This is a genomic window from Pedococcus sp. 2YAF34, assembly GCF_052114585.1.
Lineage (GTDB): Bacteria > Actinomycetota > Actinomycetes > Actinomycetales > Dermatophilaceae > Pedococcus.
This window is the reverse complement of the sequence record NZ_JBFRFA010000040.1, coordinates 1-17457: the sequence shown is the minus strand read 5'-3', so window position 1 is coordinate 17457 and position 17457 is coordinate 1. Positions and strand designations below refer to the sequence as shown.

The following is a 17457-nucleotide window of genomic DNA, read 5'->3' as shown; positions in this document are numbered from 1 at the left end:
GTATGCGACGCCGGGTGCTCGGTGCGGTGGAGCACGCGCGGGCGGTGGCCGCGTCCACGACGTCCGGTGACCGGGATACGGGCTGCGGGACGAGGCGGTGCCGTGCGCACCTATCCTTGACCGGTGAGCACCACGCAGCACCACGACGCCCTCGCCAGCCTCGCGGCCGGCGCCGACCTGCCGGCCGCCCAGCAGCCGGTCTGGCCCGACGCCGCCCGGCTCTCCAGCGCCGTCGCCGAGCTCGCGTCGTATCCGCCGCTGGTCTTCGCCGGTGAGTGCGACGTCCTGAAGTCGCGGATGGCCGCCGCCGCGCGCGGCGAGGCCTTCGTCCTTCAGGGCGGCGACTGCGCCGAGACGTTCGCCGCGGCGACGGCCGACAACATCCGCGACCGGGTCAAGACGATCCTGCAGATGGCTGCCGTCCTCACCTACGGCGCGTCGGTGCCGGTCGTCAAGGTCGGCCGCATGGCGGGCCAGTACGCCAAGCCCCGCAGCAGCGGCGACGAGACCCGTGAGGGCGTGACCCTCCCGGCCTACCGCGGCGACATGGTCAACGACTTCGAGTTCACCCTCGAGTCCCGCACCCCGGACCCGCAGCGCCTGGTGAAGGCCTACCACGCGAGCTCGGCCACGCTGAACCTCGTGCGCGCGTTCACCACCGGTGGCTTCGCCGACCTGCGCCACGTCCACGACTGGAACCGAGGCTTCGTCTCCAACTCGGCGAACAGCCGCTACGAGCGCCTCGCCAAGGACATCGACAAGGCGATGAAGTTCATGTCGGCCTGTGGCGCCGACTTCGACGCCATGCGCACGACCGAGTTCTTCTCCGCGCACGAGGCCCTGCTGCTCGACTACGAGCGGCCGCTGACCCGCGTGGACAGCCGCACCGGTCAGCTCTACGACACCAGCGGCCACTTCATCTGGGTCGGCGAGCGCACCCGCGACATCGACGGAGCCCATGTCGACTTCGTCTCCAAGGTCCTCAACCCCATCGGCGTGAAGCTGTCGGCCAAGGCCGAGGTCGACGACGTGCTGCGGCTGATCGACAAGGTCGACCCCGACCGCGAGCCGGGACGCCTGACCTTCATCACACGCATGGGCGCCAAGACGGTCCGTGACGCGCTGCCCACCCTGGTCGAGAAGATCACCGGGTCCGGCGCCCAGGTCACGTGGATCTGCGACCCGATGCACGGCAACACCTTCGAGTCGGCCAGCGGCTACAAGACCCGTGACTTCGAGGACGTCGTCGAGGAGGTGCGCGGGTTCTTCGAGGTCCACCAGGGCCTCGGCACGGTCCCCGGTGGCATCCACGTCGAGCTGACCGGCAACGACGTCACCGAGTGCATCGGCGGCGCCGAGAAGATCCTCGACGCCGACCTCACCAAGCGCTACGAGACGGTCTGCGACCCCCGGCTCAACCACCAGCAGAGCCTGGAGCTGGCCTTCCTCGTCGCCGAGATGCTCTCGAAGGACTGACCGCCGCGGGCGCCGGTGCGCCCACCTCCTAGGCTGGCAGGCATGCCCGCTGCGTACGACGTCGACCTCCTGTCCGACACCCTCACCAGGCCCACGGAGGCGATGCGCCGTGCCATGGCGACGGCCGACGTCGGCGACGACGTGTTCGGCGAGGACCCCACGGTCCGCGCGCTGGAGGAGCGGGTCGCCGCCCTGCTCGGGCACGAGGACGCGCTCTTCACGCCCACCGGCTCGATGGCCAACCAGCTCGGCATCCGGCTGCACGTGAAGCAGGGGGAGGAGCTCGTCGCGGACTCCCTGGCCCACGTCCTGCGCGCCGAGATGGGGGCGGCCGCGGTCCTGTCCGGCATCTCGTCCCGCTCGTGGGTGGCACCCCGGGGCCTGCTCGACGCGGCCCAGCCGCTGGCCCTGATGATCCCCGACGGGGGCGCCTACCAGGTCAACACCCGGCTCGTCGTGGTCGAGAACACCCACAACTTCGGTGGCGGGACCGTCCAGCCCCTCGACCAGATCGAGGCGCTGCGGGCGGGTACGCGGCCGCGCGGGGTCGCGATGCACCTCGACGGTGCCCGCCTCTGGAACGCCCACGTCGCCACCGGGGTGGCGCTGGCGGAGTACGGCCGGCACTTCGACAGCGTCAGCGTCTGCCTCTCCAAAGGACTCGGCGCCCCGGTCGGCTCGGTCCTCGCCGGCTCGCGCGACCACATGGCGCAGGCCCGGATCTGGCGCAAGCGGTTCGGCGGCGGCATGCGCCAGGTCGGCATCCTCGCCGCGGCGGGACTGCACGCGCTGGACCACCACGTCGAGCGCCTCGCCGACGACCACGCACGCGCCCACCGGTTCGCGCGGGCGGCGGGGGAGGCGGCCCCCGGCTCGATCGACCCCGCCACCGTGCAGACCAACATCGTCGTGCTCGACGTCTCGGTCACCGGCTGGACCTCCGCAGGGTTCATGGAGGCGGCCGCCGCACAGGGCATCCGGCTCTACCCGGTCAGCCCCACGGCTGTCCGCCTCGTCTGGCACCTCGACGTCGACGACGCCGGCACCGACCGTGCGGTCGAGGCACTCGTGCCGCTGCTGGAGGAGGGCCCGGCCGCCGCCTGACCCTCGTGGTCACGCCGGCGGGCCGTGGGGCCGCGGGGATGGGCGGGGGTAGGCACGGGAGAGCTTCTTCGGCACGACCATGCGCCAGGCGTCGACCACCAGCTCCCGGGCCTCGTCCGGGTCGAGCGCGGCAAGCCGGGCGTGGACCCAGTGGAAGCGCAGGTCAGACTCCGACGGCAGCTCGAACGTGCGCGGGTCGGTCGCGACGAGCGCCGCCCGCTCGTCCCTGGGGTAGGCGAAGCCCATCACCTGCTCGTCGAGGGAGAACGCGACGTAGACGAGCTGCCCGACGCGGAACTTCAGCCGTCCCCTGACCCGCACCGGGTAGGAGCGCTCGAGGCCCTGGCCCAGCGCCCGGACGTCGTCGACGGTGGCCACGGTCAGTCCAGCCGACGTCGCTCGACCTGGCCCTGACCCGTCACGACGGTGCGCGGCGGCACGTCCTTGGCCACCACGGTCCCGGCGCCGATGACCGAGCCGTCACCGATGGTGACGCCGGGCAGGACCGTGGCCGCGGCCCCCACCCAGACGTTCTCCCCGATGACGACCGGCGCGACCGTGATCGTGTCGTAGCGCTCGGAGGGCTCGACGGGGTGGCCCTCGGTGACGAGGGTGACGCGCGGGGAGATCATCGTGCGGGCGCCGATCGTGACGCCTCCGAGGTCGAGGAAGGAGCAGCCCTGCCCGACGGACACCTGCTCGCCGAGCTGGGTCCCCAGGCCATGGGTCGCGTGGAACGGCGGGAAGACGACGGCCCCGGCCGGCAGGGGCTTGCCCAAGAGCTCGGCGAGGAGGGCGTTGCGGGTCTCCACGTCGCCGAAGGGCACGGTGTTGAGGCGTGAGGTCAGCTCCATGGCGACTTGGATGCGGTCGTGCAGGGCCCGCCACTGCGGTGAACTGATCGCGATGCGCTGCTCGACGGCCATGCGGGCCATGCTCGCAGGCCCCACGGACAGCCCGGGTCAGACCTCGTGGTGGAGGAGCTCGGCCGGACGGTCCTGCTCGGCCGAGGCACCGGGCGTACGCCGCCCGAGCAGCTCCACGACGTACATCGCCGCGAGCACGAGGCCGCCGCCCAGCAGCATGCGCGCGGTCAGCGACTCGCCGCCGAGGAGCACCGCGAAGAAGGCCGCGAACACCGGCTCCATCGTCATGACGATGGCAGCGCGGGCGGCGGGCATGTGGGACTGCGCCCATGTCTGCGCCCACAGGGCGACCGCCCCGGCGACCAGCGCCATGTAGAGCAGCGAGCTCCACTGGCCGCCGGTCGAGGGGAGGGTGATCCCGCCGGGGAGGGCACCGACGAGCGTGACCAGGGTGATGACGAAGGCCTGCACCGTGGCCAGTCCCGTCGCCGACCGCGCGGTCGACCACCGGCCGAGGCCGATGATGTGCAGGGCGTAGAGGACGGCAGCGGCCAGGGTGAGACCCTCGCCGAAGCCGATGGACAGGCCGCGCAGCGACAGCACCCCCAGCCCGACCGTGGCGAGTCCCACGGCCAGCCACGTCGAGCCGGGGATGCGGTCGCGCAGCAGCACGGCACCGAGCACCGGCGTCAGCACGACGTAGGTGCCCGTGACGAAGCCCGAGACCGAGGCGTCGGTGTGCTCCAGCCCCACGGTCTGCAGCAGCTGGGCCAACCCGTAGAGGACCCCCAGCCCGACGCCGGTGAGAAGCTCACGCCGGGTCAGGGCCATCGTCTGGCGCCGGAACACGAGGGCCATGACGACGGCGGCGATGGCGAACCGCACCGCCAGGAAGTCGGCGGAGGGGACGTGGGCGACCAGGTCGCGGATGAGGAAGAACGTCGAGCCCCACACCGCCGTGACGGCGACGAGCAGCAGCGTGGCGAGGCGGCTCGCCGGGACCGTGCGCAGCACCGGGCTCAGACGATGACGAGGGTGATGGTCGTCTTCTTCGGCTGCTCGCTGCCGGCGGCGGGGTTCTGGCTGCGGACGGTGCCGAAGATGCCGCCCATGAAGCGGTCGACCTTCACCTCGAAGCCGGCGTCCTCGAGGATCTTGACGGCGTCCTTCTCCTGCTTGCCCTGCACGTCGGGCACCTTGACGAGCTCGGGGCCCTTGGAGACGACCAGGGTCACCTTGTCGCCCTTGAACAGCGTGCCGCTGGACGGGGTCTGGCTGATGACGGCGCCCTTGGGCACGGTGTCGTCGTTCTTCTGCTGGGTGGCGTCGACCTGCAGCCCGGCGTCGGTGAGTGCCGTGACGGCCTGGTCGGCGGGCTTGCCGGTGAAGTCGGTGACCTCGACGGGCTGGCGGCCCTTGCTCACCACGATGTCGACGGCGGCGCCGCGCTTGAGCGACGTCCCCACCTTCGGGCTCGTGCTGATGACCAGGCCCTGGGCGACCTTCTGGCTGTAGGCCTCGGTGGTCTTCCCCAGCGTCAGCTTGGTCGCCGTCAGCCGTGCCTGCGCCTCGTTGGCGCTGGCACCGACGACGGCCGGCACGGCATACCGCTCCGGTCCCTTGGACACGGTCACTCTGACGTCCTGGCTGCGGCGCAGCTCGGTGCCCGCCCCGGGGTCGGTCGAGATGACGACACCCTTGGGGATGGTCTCGTCGAACGCGTCGACGCGGTCGGCCGACAGGTGGGCCTTCTCGAGGGCGCCCTGGGCCTGGGCGTAGGTGAGGTTGACGACGCGCGGCACGTCGGTGGGGGAGCCGGGACCGGCCATGAACCACCAGGCGGCGACCCCGGCCACCGCGGCCACGAGCAGGGCCGCGACGACCCAGCCCCACGGGCCACGGCGGCGGGCACGGTCGTCGCGGTCGTCCTCGTCGGCCCAGGGGTCGGGGCCGGGGGGAGCGGTCGGGGTGCGGTCGACGGGCAGGGCCACCGGGCCCACGGGCCGCGAGTGGCGCGCCTCGTGCGAGGGCTCGACGGGCAGGGCGCTGGTGCGCTCGACGGCAACGGTGCTGGCGCCCGCGCCCATCGCCGGCGGGCCCTCGGGCCGGCGGTCGAGCTCGGTGGGCGTGAGCATGGCCCGTGAGCGGCGGACCTCGGTGAGGAAGTCGTTGGCATCGGAGGGCCGCTGGTCGGGGTCGCGGGAGGTCGCGAGCGCCACGAGCGCGTCGAGCTCGCTCGGTACCGTGGCCACGCGGGAGGAGGGAGCGGGCACCGAGCTGTGGACGTGCTGGTAGGCGATGTGGATCGGGGTGTCGCCGGTGAACGCCTTGGAACCGGTGAGCATCTCGAACAGGATCAGGCCCGCGGCGTAGACGTCGCTGCGCGCGTCGGCGATGCCGCGCTCGACCTGCTCGGGGGACAGGTAGGCGACCGTGCCCAGCAGGACGCCGGTCTGTGACGTCGACGTCTGGTTGCTGACCGCCCGGGCCAGCCCGAAGTCGGCGACCTTCACGGTGCCGTCGTCCTCGCGCAGGATGATGTTCTCGGGCTTGACGTCGCGGTGGATGATCCCGGCGCGGTGCGCGGCGCCCAGGGCCTGCAGGACCGGCGCCATGATGTCCAGGGCCGCGCGGGGCGTCAGTGGACCCTCGGCGCGCATCACCTCGCGCAGGGTCTGGCCGGGCACGTACTCCATGGCCAGGAACATGTGGCCGTCGTCCTCGCCCTGGTCGAAGACCGAGACCACGTTGGGGTGCGACAGGCGCGCCGCCGAGCGGGCCTCGCGCCGGAACCGGCTGGCGAAGCCCTCGTCCTGGGCCAGGTCGCGGCGGAGCACCTTGAGGGCCACGTCACGGTCGAGGCGGGTGTCCAGCGCGAGGTAGACCGACGCCATCCCGCCGTCAGCGATGTGCGACTGGACGCGGTAGCGGCCGTCGATCACCCGACCGAGCAGGGACTCGGTGACACCTGAAGACACCCGCAAAGTGTAGGAGGTCAACGCGACCAACTCGTGCAGGCGGGTCCGTCGGCCCGGTGGCCATGCGGACCCGCCCCGCTCGAGCGGTCCGCCACGACGTGGCTCAGAAGCGCGCCCGGTGGGCCTTGACCGCCCGCACGTAGCCCTTGGTGTCGGCGTACATCCCGTGGTGCTGCACGGAGTACAGGCCCTGGTAGTAGCCGGCGATGGCCTGGTCGAGGGTGGACGCCGAGCGCGTCAGCGAGCGCAGGATGACGACCCCCGCGGTGATGTTGTCCTGCGTGTTGAGCAGGTTGAGCCGGCGCCCGGCCATCTCCGAGGCCCACTGGCCCGAGGACGGGATGACCTGCATGACGCCGATGGCGTTGGCGACCGAGACCTGGCGCTGGTTCCACCCCGACTCCTGCCAGCCGATGGCCAGGGCGAGGCGCGGGTCGACGCCGTGGCGGCGTGCGGTGGCGACGATCATGGCGCGGGTCTGGCTGCGGGTGGGCACGCGGGAGTGGGCGAGGGCGGACCGGTTGCGGCTGGCGGCGTTGACCGTGGTGCTCGGGTAGGTGCGGCCGGCGAAGGTGTTGGCGCTGCTGGCAGTCGCCGCCCTGCGCACCGGGACGCGCAGGTGCTGGCCGACGACCAGGTGGTTGGCGTTGGCGAGGTGGTTGGCCTTGAGCAGCGCCGCCGACGTCGTGTGGTGGCGGACCGCGATGCCGCTCAGGGTGTCGCCGGAGCGCACCGTGTAGATGCTCGTCCGCGCGACGGCGGCCACCGCGACGGTGCCGCGGACCTTGATGGTCTGGCCGGGGTGGATGACGCTGCGCGGCCCGAGACGGTTCCAGGCGTAGATCGAGGACAGCGGCGTCCGGGTGCGGGTGGCGATGGCGCCCAGGGTGTCGCCGGAGCGCACGCGGTACCGGGTGGTGCTGGTGCGGCTCGTGGCCCTCGCCTTGGTGGCCTTGGACGTCGGGCGCTTGGCGCTCGCCACGCTGCTGCCGGGTACCCGCACCTTCTGGCCGACCTGGAGCACCGAGCGGGTTGACAGCCGGTTGGCCTTGAGCAGGGCGGCCAGCGAGACACCGCGACGGGCCGCGATGGCGCTGAGGGTGTCGCCCGGGCGCACGACGTAGGTCGCCCGCCGGATCGCGGCGGCCCTGGCCGCCTTGACGGCGCGGGCGTGCGCGGCCTCGGCCCTGGCCTGGCCGGCGCTCCTGGGGATCCACAGCCGCTGGCCGATGGCCAGCTGGTGGCCGCCGTGCCGGAGCTTGTTGCGTGCCACCAGTACGCCGGTGGTGGTGCCGCGGCGGTCGGCGATGGCTCCGAGGGTGTCGCCGCTGCGCACGAGGTAGAGGGTCCAGCCGTACGGGGCGGGCTTGGCCTTCTGGACGACCGCGACGGGGGCGAGGGTCGAGGCCGAAGGGAGCGCTGCAGGAGCGATCACTGGGGACATCGGGGGGCTGCCTTTCGGGGGGCCAGCGCCGCGGTGGCGGTGGGGGGAGATGCTCAAGTGAGGGATGTGACGACTGTGACGATTGTGAAAGGTACACCAACGCAGCCGCCATATATCGACTTACATCGATGTAATTTGCAATGCCGGCACCGGCTGGCAGGCTGTCCCCGTGACCGACCTGCCCCCCACCCAACCCGAGGCCGACGCGCCCGGGACCCAGCCGGGCGCCGGAGCGGCGACCCCGCCCGAGGGCTCCCTCGAGGCCCTCGTCGGCTCCTGGCTCACCGTGCCCGACGTCGCCGAGCGGCTCGGCATCCCGCTGTCCGCCGTCCGGCGGCTGCTGGAGGACCGCGAGCTGCTCAGCTCCCGCATCGGTGAGCGCAAGGTCGTCGCCGTGCCCGAGCAGTTCCTCGACGAGGAGGTGTTCCGTCACCTGCGTGGCACCTTCACCGTGCTCGCCGACGGCGGCATGCGCGACGAGGAGATCCTGGAGTGGCTGTTCACCCGCGACGAGACGCTGCGGGTCCCCGGCACCCCGGTCGACAACCTGGCGGCGGGGTTCAAGACCGAGGTGCGCCGCCGGGCGATGGAACAGGCCTTCTGACCGACCCGGCCTGCCCCGTCACCAACGGGGGTCGGGCCGGTGACCGACCCGGTCGCGCCGGTCGATGCTCCCGGATGCGCTCAGTGTTCCAGGCCGGGCTCAGTGCTCCCGGCTGGTGGCGCTGTCGATGAGCTGGTCGAGCACCGCGACGGCGCCGGCATCGAGCCCGCGCGTCGACTTCAGCGACATCCGCGCCGTCCCCACGAGCCTGGCGATGTCGGCCTCGACCGCGTCGACGGCCCCGCTCGACACGATGACCGCACGCAGCGCGTCGACCGTGGCGGCGTCGAGGTCGGGGTCCCCGAGCCGCGTCTCGACGAGCTCGCGTCCCTGCTCGTCCGCCCCGGCGAGCGCGTGCGCCACCAGCACGGTGCGCTTGCCCTCGCGCAGGTCGTCGCCGGCCGGCTTGCCCGTGGCGGCCGGGTCACCGAACACCCCGAGCAGGTCGTCCCGCAGCTGGAAGGCTTGGCCGAGGTCGAGCCCGTAGCGGGACAGGGCCGCGAGGTCGTCCTCGTCGGCACCCCCGGCGCTGGCGCCGATGAGCAGCGGGTGCTCCACCGTGTACTTGGCGCTCTTGAAGCGGATCACGCGCTCGGCACGCTCGACCCGCTCGGCCAGCGGCATGCCGTCCCAGGACCGCACCGACTCCACGACGTCGAGGAACTGCCCGCCCATGAGCTGGGTGCGCATCCGGTCGAAGACGGCACGGCCGCGCGCGAGGTGCTCGGGCGGCATACCGGAGGTGGCGTAGAGCTCCTCGGTCCAGTTGAGGCACAGGTTGCCGGCGAGGATGGCCCCGGCCACCCCGAACCGGCCGGCGTCGCCGGTCCACTCCTCCTGCGCGTGCCGCGCGGCCATCGACCGGTGGGCGGCGGGCATGCCGCGCCGGGTGTCGCTGTCGTCCATGACGTCGTCGTGGATGAGGGCGGCCGCCTGGAAGAACTCCATCGCGGTCGCGACGCGGACGGCGGCGTCCGAGTCGGGCTGGCCGGCGCTCCGGTAGCCCCAGTAGAGGAAGGCCGCGCGCAGGCGCTTGCCGCCGGTGAGGAGCCGGGCCACCGCGCCGAGCAGCTCCTGGGCGTCGGGCCCGACCTCGGCGAGGACGTCGGCCTGGTGGGCGAGCACGTCGTCGACGCAGTGCTGCACCCGGTCGCGCAGCTGCGCGGCGTCGAGGGGGCTGGCCACCACGCTCTCCTGCACGCTGTCCTCCTGGGCCGGTCCGGTCCGGTGCCGCGAGGCATCTCGCGGCGGCTCGGCGGCGTCTCACCGTGAGCCGCCCCTGAGCCTACGGCGTGGGCCCTCGACTAGTCTCACCGCCATGGCACTGGGGCAGCCCTCTCGTCTTGCTCGACCGGCGCAGCTCACGCGGTCGATCCCCGGCATGCTCGCGGGGCCCGAACCGTCGATCAGCTTCGAGTTCTTCCCGCCCAAGGACGACGCCAGCGAGGCCCTGCTGTGGGACGCCATCCGGCGCCTCGAGTCCGCACGGCCCGACTTCGTGTCCGTCACCTACGGCGCGGGGGGCTCCAACCAGGACCGTACGGTGCGCGTCACCGAGCGCATCGCCCGCGAGACCACGCTGACCCCGTTGGCCCACCTCACCTGCGTCGGTGCGTCCGTCGCCGCCCTGCGCCAGGTGGTCGGGCTGTATGCCGCGAGCGGGGTGCGCAACATCCTCGCCCTGCGCGGCGACCCGCCGGGCAACCCCGGCGGCGAGTGGGTGGCCCACCCCGAGGGCCTCAACCACGCGACCGACCTCGTCGCGCTGGTGAAGTCGCTGGGGGACTTCACCATCGGGGTGGCGGCCTTCCCGGACGTGCACCCCTCCTCGCCGGGCTTCGACCACGACGTCGAGATCATGGTCCGCAAGGCCGATGCGGGCGCGAGCTTCGCCATCACCCAGATGGTCTTCGACGCCGACAGCTACCTGCGGCTGCGCGACGCCGTCGCCCGCCGTCGCCCGGAGCTGCCCATCACCCCGGGCCTGATGCCGGTGACCAACTTCAAGCAGGTCGCGCGGATGTCCCAGCTCATGGGCACGCCGCTGCCGGAGAAGGTCGTGGCGCGGCTCCAGGCAGTGGCCGACGACCCGGCGGCGACGCGGACGGTCGGCGTGCAGGTCGCCACCGAGCTCGCCGAGCGGATGCTGGCCGAGGGAGCGCCGGGCCTGCACTTCATCACCATGAACCGGTCGACGGCGACCCTGGAGGTCCACCGCAACCTCGGCCTGCACTGAGGCCGCGGACTGGGGGCGGCTGAGGCCGACCCGTGGTGGTTCAGGCCGGGCGCATGGGAGCCGGCGCGTCGGGGCGGGCTGTCCGGGGGCGCACACACGAGCCGCGCTCGACCTCCCCTCATGGCCGGCGCGGCTCGTGCGTCACGTCGTCACGGTCCCCCGAACGCGACGGGGACGAGCCTGCCGGTGGTCGCGCCCGGCGGGCATCCGTGCACGTACTCAGATCCGCACACGTCCTCGAGGGCCGAGCTGCGACGTCAGTCGCGGGTGGTGAACCGGCGCAGCAGCATCGCGGCGAGGCGCTAGGACGGGCCGTCGAGGGGGCGGAGCTCACCCACGAGCGGCACGATGTCGGCGACGGAGTCGACCACGCGGGTGGCCTGGTAGGGGAAGTGCTCGACCTGGTGCGGGCGCGTCGAGCCCGTGAGGACCAGGATCGTGCGCAGGCCGGCCTCGAGGCCACTGATGACGTCGGTGTCCATGCGGTCGCCGACCATCACCGTCGACTCGGAGTGGGCGTCGATGCGGTTGAGGGCGCTGCGCATCATCAACGGGTTGGGCTTGCCGATGTAGTAGGGCTGGCGTCCGGTCGCCGCGGAGATCAGGGCCGCGACGGACCCGGTGGCCGGGAGCGTGCCCAGCTTGCTCGGGCCGCTGACGTCGGGGTTGGTCGCGATGAAGCGCGCGCCGCCCTCGATGAGGCGGATCGCCTTGGTGATGGCCTCGAAGGAGTAGGTGCGCGTCTCCCCGAGGACGACGTAGTCGGGGTCGCGCTCGGTCATCGTGTAGCCCACCTCGTACAGGGCGGTGGTCAGGCCGGACTCGCCGACGACGAACGCGCTGCCGCCCGGGCGCTGGTCGTCCAGGAACTGCGCCGTGGCGAGCGCGGAGGTCCAGATCGACTCCTCGGGGACGTCGATCCCGCTGGTCAGCAGGCGCGCCCGCAGGTCGCGTGGGGTGAAGATCGAGTTGTTGGTCAGGACGAGAAACCGTCGGCGGTGTTCGACCAGGGCGGCGAGGAACTCGGCGGCGCCGGGGATGGCGGTCTCCTCGTGGACGAGCACGCCGTCCATGTCGGTGAGCCAGCAGTCGACCGGCTTGGGTGTGGTCATGTCGCTCATTCTGGCGCAGACCGATCACCACTTTGATGGAGCAGCCACGGCGTGGGCAGGAGGACGCTTGTAGGTGCCTGAAGGAGGTGCTCGTCATGTCATTGGCCACGAGCGCAGTCACCACAATGCTCCCCGTCACCGACATCGGTCGCGCGAAGGAGTTCTACTCCGACCGGCTCGGCCTGTCGTTCGAGGGGACCAACGCCGAGGGGAGCCTGCTCTACCGCCTCGGCGGTGGCACGATGCTGATGCTGCTGCCCAGGGAGACGGGGTCCCAGAACCCCAACACCGCCCTGACCTGGGAGGTGCCTGACGTCAGGGCGCAGATCGCCGAGCTCGAGGGCAAGGGAGTGGTGTTCGAGGACTACGACCTGCCCGGCCTGCAGACGCAGGACCACATCGCCGAGCTCGATGGCGAGCGGGCGGCGTGGTTCACCGACCCGGACCGGAACGTGCTCTGCATCCACGAGGTGAGCAAGGCCTGAGCCCGGAGGCTCTGCAGGTACGGTCTGGGAGCAGGGTCGCTCGTCCCTGCAAGCGTGGTCGTTTCGCCCGGCCGCCCGGTCAGGCGACCTCGATGGCGTGGCCCCCCGAGACCCGCAGCAGCTCCTCGTACGTCGTCTCGTAGACGGTGTGGCTGTGCCCGGCGGCCGCCCACACGTGCCGGTAGCGGCTCAGGGAGACGTCGACCACCGTGGGGATCGGCGCAGGGTGTCCGACGGGCGCCACTCCGCCGATGGCGAACCCGGTGGCGGCACGGACGAACTCGGCGTCGGCGCGGTCGAGGTGGTCGATGCCGTCGACGAGCTCGGCGACCTTGACCAGGTCGACGCGGTGGGCGCCGGAGGTGAGGACGAGCAGCGGGGTGACGGCGCCGGCCTCGTCGTGGGCCCGGAAGACCAGCGAGTTGGCGATCTCGGCGGTGGTGACGCCCAAGGCTGCTGCCGCTGCGGCTGCGGTGCGGGCCGCGTCGGGGAGGACGACCACCCGCGGCTCCACCCCGTGGATCGCGAGGGCGGCCAGGACCCGCTGGACGCCGGCGTGCTGGCGCAGGTCGCGCGCAGGGGCGGCGTCGGACGCCGGTGACGCGGGTGGCGAAGGGGCGGGGTCCGGCGCCGCGACGACGGGGCCGGGCGGTGTGGCCGCCGGCTCGGTCTGGCTCATGACGAAACCCTAGGGCGGGGCCCCGGACTCCACCAGAGGTCGGGTGCCTCGTCTCATCCGCTGCCCTTGACGGGCTGTCCGAGGGCGGGTGTACGGTTCTTCATATCGAACACCTGTTCGAACAGGTTCCGACCGGAGACCGGATGACCAGCAGCGCGTGACCCCACGCGGCCCCTGGCGTCCAGTCGAGGATGCCGGGACCACCGTGCGGCTCCGGCCCCCGTGATCGGGCGCCTCGACCCCGTCCGTTCACCGGGCCGGAGCCCACACCACCTCATCCTGCCCTGCCGTGACGAAGGAGCCTGCTCGTGGTGCGCCGGTACGAAGAACCCATCGAGGTCCGCCAGTCCGTGCTCGCGGGGCGCTCGTCCGCGACGGCCGGCGACGTCCCCGGGGCCGGTCGCGAGGACGGCTGCGCCCCGCTCGGAGGCCCGGAGGCCTTCGTCTGGCGAGGGCGCCTCTACGTCGTGCGGGCCGTCCTCGACCGCTGGCAGGAGCGTCGTCCCTGGTGGCGGGACGCGCGGGAGCAGGGCAGCGGTGACGTCCTCACCGACGCGCGGGAGCGCCAGGTCTGGCGCGTCGAGGCCAGTGCCGGACGCTGCGCCGGGGTCGGGGTCTACGACCTCGGTGCCGACCCCGGAGCCCTCGACACAGGCCTCGACACAGGCCTCGACACAGGCCTCGACACCCCCCACTGGCGCCTCCTGCGCGTGGCGGACTGAGGTGACGACCATGACCGACACGACCCACCCGGGCGACACGACCCACCCGGGCGACACGACCCACCTGGGCGACACGACCCACCTGGGTGGCGCGACCCACCTGGGTGGCGCGACCGGTGCGACCGGCATGGCCGACTCGGCCACGAGCAGTGCCGCAGCCAGCCTCGAGCTGCTCGACCGGTCGCGGCACTCCCTGCTCGAGGCGTGCCAGAGCAGGGAGGTCACCCAGCGCTACCTCCAGGCCCAGCTGGGTGCCCTGCGCGCGGCAGCAGCCCTCGTCGCCGCCCGGGCCACCCCGGACGGCCACCGCGGGCCGCGCTCGCTGTGGGAGCTGCTGCCCGCGGTTGCCCCCGAGCTCGCGGAGTGGGCCGGGTTCTTCGAGCTCGTGTCCACCCGTCGCGCCGGGCACCCGGTCAGCGTGCGGGAGGCCGACGACCTGCTGCGCCAGTCCGAGGTGTTCCTCGACCTCGTCTGCCGCAGCCTCGGCCTGCCCGTGCAGCCTGCGGCCCACGGCGAGGTCCTCGTCCCCACGGCGCTCGCCGGCTCCGTGCCGTCCGCCATGACCCGCTCGCCATGACCGGCATGACTGCCACGACCACCACATCCGCCATGGGCGCCCCCACCCCCGTGAGCGACTTCGTCCACCTGCACGTCGCCTCCGGTTTCTCCATGCGTTACGGCACCTCGACGCCCGAGGCCCTCGTCGAGCGCGCCGCCCAGCACCGCCAGCCGATCCTCGCCCTCACCGACCGCGACGGCCTCTACGGAGCGATCCGGTTCGTCCAAGCGGCGACGGCCGCCGGCATCGCCCCGGTCCTCGGCGTCGACCTCGCCATCGGTCCGGACGCACCCGGCGACGACCTCCTGGGTGAGGCCCTCGGGGGAGGGCAGGCGGCCGGCAGCGGACGCGCCGCCCCTCAGCCGCCCGCCCCGACGCGCACACCCGTACGCGGCGGCGCGGACCGCGACCCACGCCACCCCCGGGTCACCGTGCTGGCCCGGGGCGCCGCCGCAGGCGTGCCCCACGGCGCTGGCTGGGCGGCGCTGTGCCGGCTGGTGACCGAGACCCACCTGCGCGGCGAGCGGGGCACGCCCGTCAGCTCTGCCGCGGTCGTCGCTGCCCGGTGCTGGACCGGCGGTGAGCGCCGGTCGAGCCGCGACCACGCGAGCCCGCTCGTCGTCCTGCTCGGCCCTGACTCCGACGTGGGTCGGGCCCTGCTGGCCAGGCGCACCGACCGGGCCCGCGCCCTGCTGGCGACGTGGCGCCGCCGGCTGCCCCCGGACTCGGTGGTCATCGAGGTGGTCTGCCACGCAGGCCCGGAGGGCACCCCCGCCTCCCGGGCCCACGCGCGCCGGCTGCTCGGGCTGGCCGACGAGCAGGGCATCCCCGCCGTCCTCACCGCCGCCGTGCGCCACGTCGAGCCGGGGGAGTCGGCAGTCGTCGACGTGCTCGATGCCGCGCGACGGCTCGTCGCCCTCGACACCCGCCACCTCGACCGGGTCACCGACGCGGCCCACCTCGCGTCGACGCCGGTGATGCGCACCGTGGCCCTCGAGGTCACCGGTGGCGACCGGAGCCGTGCCGAGGTCCTCGTCGCCCGCACGGTGGCCCTCGGGCTCGCCTGTGCCCAGAGCGCCCGGCGCGACCTCGGCATCGGGTCGGTCCACCTGCCCGAGCCCGAGAAGCTGGGCATCGCCCCGGGGGAGAGCCCCCAGGCCACGCTCGAGCAACGGTGCCGCGACGCGCTCGGGCGCCGCTACCCCGGACTCGGGGAGAAGGAGTTCTCGGCCGTCGAGCGGCGCCTCACCGACGAGCTCAAGGTCATCGCCGAGCTCGGCTACCCGACCTACTTCCTCACCGTCGCCGAGGTCGTCGACCTCATCCGGGAGATGGGCGTCCGGGTCGCGGCGCGGGGGTCCGGGGCCGGGTCGCTGGTCAACTACCTGCTCGGCATCAGTGGCGTCGACCCGATCCGCTACCGCCTGATCATGGAGCGCTTCTGCTCGCCGCTGCGGGCCGAGCTGCCCGACATCGACATCGACGTGGAGTCGGCTCGTCGCACCGAGGTCTACGAGCGGATCCTCGACCGGTTCGGTGGGGAGCGGGTCACCTGCGTCTCGATGATGGACACCTACAAGGTGCGCCACGCGATCCGGGACGTGGGCGCCGCGCTGGGCCTGCCCCCGACCGAGATCGACGAGATCGCCAAGGCGTTCCCGCACATCCGCGCCAAGGACGCCCGCAACGCCATCGCCGAGCTGCCCGAGCTGCGGTCCCGCGGCCTCGACAGCCCCCGGCTGCGGGCGCTGTTCGACCTCGTCGAGCGGCTCGACGGCTTGCCGCGCCACATCGCGCTGCACCCGTGCGGGGTGATCCTGTCCGACGGTGGGTTGCTCGACCGGACCCCGGTCGAGGCGAGCTGGCTCGGGTTCCCCATGAGCCAGTTCGACAAGGACGACGTCGAGACCCTCGGCCTGCTCAAGCTCGACGTGCTCGGCATCCGCATGCAGTCCGCCATGGCCCACGCGGTGGCTGAGGTCGCGCGGGTCGACGGGCAGCAGGTCGACCTCGACGACCAGGCCCAGGTGCCGCTCGACGACGAGGCGACCTTCCGGCTCATCCGCACCAGCCACACCCTCGGGTGCTTCCAGATCGAGAGCCCCGGGCAGCGCGAGCTCATCGGCAAGTTCGGGCCGCAGCGGTTCGAGGACCTCGTCATCGACATCTCGCTGTTCCGTCCCGGGCCGGTGAAGTCCGACATGATCACGCCGTTCCTCGAGGCCCGGCACGGCTGGAAGGAGGTCAGCTACCTGCACCCCACGCTCATCGAGGCGCTGCGCGAGACCGAGGGCGTCGTGGTGTTCCACGAGCAGGTGCTCATGATCGTCGCCGAGACGACCGGCGTGTCCCTGGCGCAGGCGGACGAGGTCCGGCGGGCCCTCGGCACCCCCAAGGGACAGCTCGAGATCGAGGCGTGGTGGCGACCTGCCGCCCGCGCCCGCGGCTACGCCCCTGCCGACGTCGACCGGATCTGGGAGGTGCTCAAGGCGTTCGCGTCGTTCGGGTTCTGCAAGGCCCACGCCGCGGCCTTCGCCCTGCCCACCTACCACTCGGCCTGGCTCAAGACCCACCACCCGGCGGCATTCCTCGCCGGCGTCCTCACCCACGACCCCGGCATGTACCCGAAGCGGCTCATCCTCGACGACGCCCGGTCCCTCGGGATCACCGTGCTCGGCCTCGACGTCAACGCCTCCACCGGCGACTACCGCATCGAACGACTGGAGACCACCGCTCTCGACGCGTCGGGCAGCGACGCGACAGGCAGCGGCACCCCGGCCGCGCCGGACTCCCTCGAGTCCTACTGGGGACCACGGCCCCCGGCCCACCCGGACCTGCCCGACGCGAGCGGCTACGGCATCCGCCTGTCCCTCGCCGACGTCAAGGGCATCAGCGACGCCGAGGTCGCCCGGGTGGTCGCCGGCCAGCCCTATGCCGGCCTCGCCGACTTCTGGCACCGGGCGCACGTCTCGCGACCCGTGGTCGAGCGCCTCGTCCTCGCCGGCGGGTTCGACGCCCTCTACGGCATGGGTACCCCGGCCGGACCTGCCGGGGCCCGGGGGATGGGTACGGGTGGGCTCGGCCGCCGGGGGCACATCACCCGGCGCGACCTGCTCCTGCACGTCGCCGAGCTCGACCGCTACGGCCGGGCCCTGGACCGGTCCGCCCGGCGGGCCGCACCCCGCCGCGGAC

16 protein-coding genes are annotated in these 17457 nt (G+C 73.0%); 8 read left to right on the top strand and 8 right to left on the bottom strand.

Annotated elements, in window-relative coordinates; genetic code table 11:
- Nucleotides 1-123: 123 nt before the first annotated feature.
- Both AB4Z02_RS16525 and AB4Z02_RS16520 read left to right on the top strand, forming a co-directional pair.
- Nucleotides 124-1476: a class II 3-deoxy-7-phosphoheptulonate synthase gene (locus AB4Z02_RS16525; protein ID WP_056883964.1), complete on the top strand. Its 1353-nt coding sequence runs from the start codon at nt 124-126 to the stop codon at nt 1474-1476.
- A 42-nt stretch (nt 1477-1518) separates the two neighbouring features.
- Nucleotides 1519-2580: a threonine aldolase family protein gene (locus AB4Z02_RS16520; RefSeq protein ID WP_441972320.1), complete on the top strand. Its 1062-nt coding sequence runs from the start codon at nt 1519-1521 to the stop codon at nt 2578-2580.
- Nucleotides 2581-2589: 9 nt separating this feature from the next.
- On the opposite strand, the gene AB4Z02_RS16515 is transcribed toward AB4Z02_RS16520, so the two are convergent.
- The 5 genes from AB4Z02_RS16515 to AB4Z02_RS16495 form a co-directional block, all read right to left on the bottom strand.
- Nucleotides 2590-2958 carry an MmcQ/YjbR family DNA-binding protein gene (locus tag AB4Z02_RS16515; protein ID WP_441972318.1) on the bottom strand — a complete coding sequence of 123 codons (369 nt, stop codon included), beginning with the start codon at nt 2956-2958 and terminating at the stop codon, nt 2590-2592.
- Nucleotides 2959-2960: 2 nt separating this feature from the next.
- Nucleotides 2961-3506, bottom strand: a complete 546-nt coding sequence (locus tag AB4Z02_RS16510; protein ID WP_441972316.1) for a sugar O-acetyltransferase — start codon at nt 3504-3506, stop codon at nt 2961-2963.
- 36 nt (nt 3507-3542) lie between these two features.
- Nucleotides 3543-4460 carry a DMT family transporter gene (locus AB4Z02_RS16505; RefSeq protein ID WP_441972314.1) on the bottom strand — a complete coding sequence of 306 codons (918 nt, stop codon included), beginning with the start codon at nt 4458-4460 and terminating at the stop codon, nt 3543-3545.
- A gap of 5 nt (nt 4461-4465) precedes the next feature.
- The gene (gene pknB, locus AB4Z02_RS16500) at nt 4466-6424 is read right to left on the bottom strand and encodes a Stk1 family PASTA domain-containing Ser/Thr kinase (RefSeq protein WP_441972312.1); all 1959 of its coding nucleotides are present in this window, start codon (nt 6422-6424) and stop codon (nt 4466-4468) included.
- Nucleotides 6425-6527: 103 nt separating this feature from the next.
- Nucleotides 6528-7868, bottom strand: a complete 1341-nt coding sequence (locus tag AB4Z02_RS16495) for a LysM peptidoglycan-binding domain-containing protein (protein ID WP_441972310.1) — start codon at nt 7866-7868, stop codon at nt 6528-6530.
- 169 nt (nt 7869-8037) lie between these two features.
- Here AB4Z02_RS16495 and AB4Z02_RS16490 point away from each other — a divergent pair, with 169 nt between their 5' ends.
- Entirely contained in the window at nt 8038-8472 is a 435-nt protein-coding gene (locus tag AB4Z02_RS16490) for an Rv2175c family DNA-binding protein (RefSeq protein WP_441972308.1), read from the top strand.
- A 99-nt stretch (nt 8473-8571) separates the two neighbouring features.
- On the opposite strand, the gene AB4Z02_RS16485 is transcribed toward AB4Z02_RS16490, so the two are convergent.
- The gene (locus tag AB4Z02_RS16485; RefSeq protein ID WP_441972338.1) at nt 8572-9657 is read right to left on the bottom strand and encodes a polyprenyl synthetase family protein; all 1086 of its coding nucleotides are present in this window, start codon (nt 9655-9657) and stop codon (nt 8572-8574) included.
- A gap of 133 nt (nt 9658-9790) precedes the next feature.
- Between AB4Z02_RS16485 and metF the strand changes: the two genes are divergently transcribed.
- Nucleotides 9791-10708: a methylenetetrahydrofolate reductase [NAD(P)H] gene (gene metF, locus AB4Z02_RS16480; RefSeq protein WP_056883969.1), complete on the top strand. Its 918-nt coding sequence runs from the start codon at nt 9791-9793 to the stop codon at nt 10706-10708.
- Nucleotides 10709-11010: 302 nt separating this feature from the next.
- Here the strand turns inward: metF and AB4Z02_RS16475 are convergent, their stop codons facing one another.
- Nucleotides 11011-11820 (bottom strand): HAD-IIA family hydrolase, encoded by an 810-nt coding sequence (locus AB4Z02_RS16475; RefSeq protein WP_441972307.1) that lies wholly within the window; start codon nt 11818-11820, stop codon nt 11011-11013.
- 125 nt (nt 11821-11945) lie between these two features.
- On the opposite strand from AB4Z02_RS16475, the gene AB4Z02_RS16470 reads away from it, so the two are divergent.
- Nucleotides 11946-12305: a VOC family protein gene (locus AB4Z02_RS16470; RefSeq protein WP_441972305.1), complete on the top strand. Its 360-nt coding sequence runs from the start codon at nt 11946-11948 to the stop codon at nt 12303-12305.
- Nucleotides 12306-12384: 79 nt separating this feature from the next.
- Here AB4Z02_RS16470 and AB4Z02_RS16465 read toward each other — a convergent pair whose 3' ends face one another.
- Nucleotides 12385-12984, bottom strand: a complete 600-nt coding sequence (locus AB4Z02_RS16465) for a YbaK/EbsC family protein (protein WP_441972303.1) — start codon at nt 12982-12984, stop codon at nt 12385-12387.
- A gap of 311 nt (nt 12985-13295) precedes the next feature.
- On the opposite strand from AB4Z02_RS16465, the gene AB4Z02_RS16460 reads away from it, so the two are divergent.
- The 3 genes from AB4Z02_RS16460 to AB4Z02_RS16450 all read left to right on the top strand — a co-directional run.
- Nucleotides 13296-13706, top strand: coding sequence for a DUF6504 family protein (locus tag AB4Z02_RS16460; protein WP_441972302.1), 411 nt, complete (start codon nt 13296-13298; stop codon nt 13704-13706).
- 10 nt (nt 13707-13716) lie between these two features.
- The gene (locus tag AB4Z02_RS16455; RefSeq protein ID WP_441972300.1) at nt 13717-14283 is read left to right on the top strand and encodes an SAV_6107 family HEPN domain-containing protein; all 567 of its coding nucleotides are present in this window, start codon (nt 13717-13719) and stop codon (nt 14281-14283) included.
- 5 nt (nt 14284-14288) lie between these two features.
- On the top strand, nt 14289-17457 hold a 3169-nt coding region (locus AB4Z02_RS16450; protein WP_441972298.1), incomplete at its 3' end, for a DNA polymerase III subunit alpha.

Coding starts and splice junctions, on each gene's coding strand:
- AB4Z02_RS16520 (WP_441972320.1), top strand. CDS start 1,519: ATGCCCGCTGCGTACGACGTCGACCTCCTGTCCGACACCCTCACCAGG.
- AB4Z02_RS16510 (WP_441972316.1), bottom strand. CDS start 3,506: ATGGCCGTCGAGCAGCGCATCGCGATCAGTTCACCGCAGTGGCGGGCC.
- AB4Z02_RS16495 (WP_441972310.1), bottom strand. CDS start 7,868: ATGTCCCCAGTGATCGCTCCTGCAGCGCTCCCTTCGGCCTCGACCCTC.
- metF (WP_056883969.1), top strand. CDS start 9,791: ATGGCACTGGGGCAGCCCTCTCGTCTTGCTCGACCGGCGCAGCTCACG.
- AB4Z02_RS16475 (WP_441972307.1), bottom strand. CDS start 11,820: ATGACCACACCCAAGCCGGTCGACTGCTGGCTCACCGACATGGACGGC.
- AB4Z02_RS16470 (WP_441972305.1), top strand. CDS start 11,946: ATGCTCCCCGTCACCGACATCGGTCGCGCGAAGGAGTTCTACTCCGAC.
- AB4Z02_RS16465 (WP_441972303.1), bottom strand. CDS start 12,984: ATGAGCCAGACCGAGCCGGCGGCCACACCGCCCGGCCCCGTCGTCGCG.
- AB4Z02_RS16455 (WP_441972300.1), top strand. CDS start 13,717: ATGACCGACACGACCCACCCGGGCGACACGACCCACCCGGGCGACACG.